Source organism: Rhizobium sp. BR 317 (assembly GCF_047445835.1).
GTDB lineage: Bacteria > Pseudomonadota > Alphaproteobacteria > Rhizobiales > Rhizobiaceae > Rhizobium > Rhizobium paranaense.
Genome location: NZ_JARWLB010000164.1, coordinates 1 through 974, shown reverse-complemented (window position 1 = coordinate 974; position 974 = coordinate 1). Strand labels below are relative to the sequence as shown.

2 protein-coding genes are annotated in these 974 nt (G+C 54.7%); both read left to right on the top strand.

The window, feature by feature from the left end; all coding sequences use genetic code 11:
* Positions 1 to 408, top strand: a 408-nt coding sequence (locus QD357_RS32545) for a TOBE domain-containing protein (RefSeq protein WP_414126119.1), incomplete at its 5' end; no start/stop codon positions are given.
* A 2-nt stretch (positions 409 to 410) separates the two neighbouring features.
* The coding region (locus tag QD357_RS32540; protein ID WP_414126118.1) for an ABC transporter permease at positions 411 to 974 on the top strand (564 nt) is incomplete at its 3' end.

Here is a 974-nt window from a genome sequence, read left to right as displayed (position 1 = left end):
ATATACGACCAGCCGGCCGATCGCTTCGTAGCCGATTTTATCGGTGAAACTAATTTCCTTGCAGCTAATTTATCGGCCATTGAGGCAGGGGGGGCCTGTCTTGAATTCGCGCCGGGTGTGCGATTGCGTGCGCGAGCACCAAAGGCCGGCACGAGCGTCGGTCCTGTCACGCTGGCCGTGCGGCCGGAGCACGCCGAGATAGTTTCGCCGGGAGATGGTCATCTCGAGGGCGAATTGATCAACATTGTGTATTTCKGAACTGGCACCGCTTATCATGTMCGCCTGCGGGAAGGCGCAAATTTCGTGGTCCGGACGCAGCATGCCGACATCCTTCCGGCAGATATCCCGGTGGGCGATCGTATCGGCATCCGCCTGCGTGATGGCGCGGCGCAGATCCTGGGAGATTGACAATGCAGCCGTCTCCCAAACGACCGACAATAACCAAAGCCCAAGCGCTTCTGCTGACGCCTGCGATGGTCATTCTGCTTCTCGCCGCGATCATCCCTCTMGCGCTAATCACTGTCTATTCCTTCCTAACGCCGGGAGAGTACKGTGGTATCGACTGGACATTCTCTACTGAAAGTTGGGTCAACGTCGTCGCCAAACGCGATTTCTTCACCGATGAAGTCAATTGGGCGACAGAACACCTMGTGGTATTTTGGCGATCAATAAAGCTGTCGTTCCTGACCGCGGTCCTCACATTCCTGTTCGGATTTCCCGCAGCCTATTTTATCGCTACGMGGCCGCCGCATCGGCGCGATTTCTGGTTGACGCTAATMATGTTGCCATTCTGGACCAACATGCTGATCCGCACCTTCGCGATMATGCAACTGATACGMAACGAAGGCGTAATAAACACGCTGCTCGTCGATCTTCGGATAGTCAGTTCACCAATTCAAATCCTCTATACCGAGACGGCCATTATGCTCGGCATGACTTATGTATATCTGCCCCTCATGGTCCTTCCGATATAC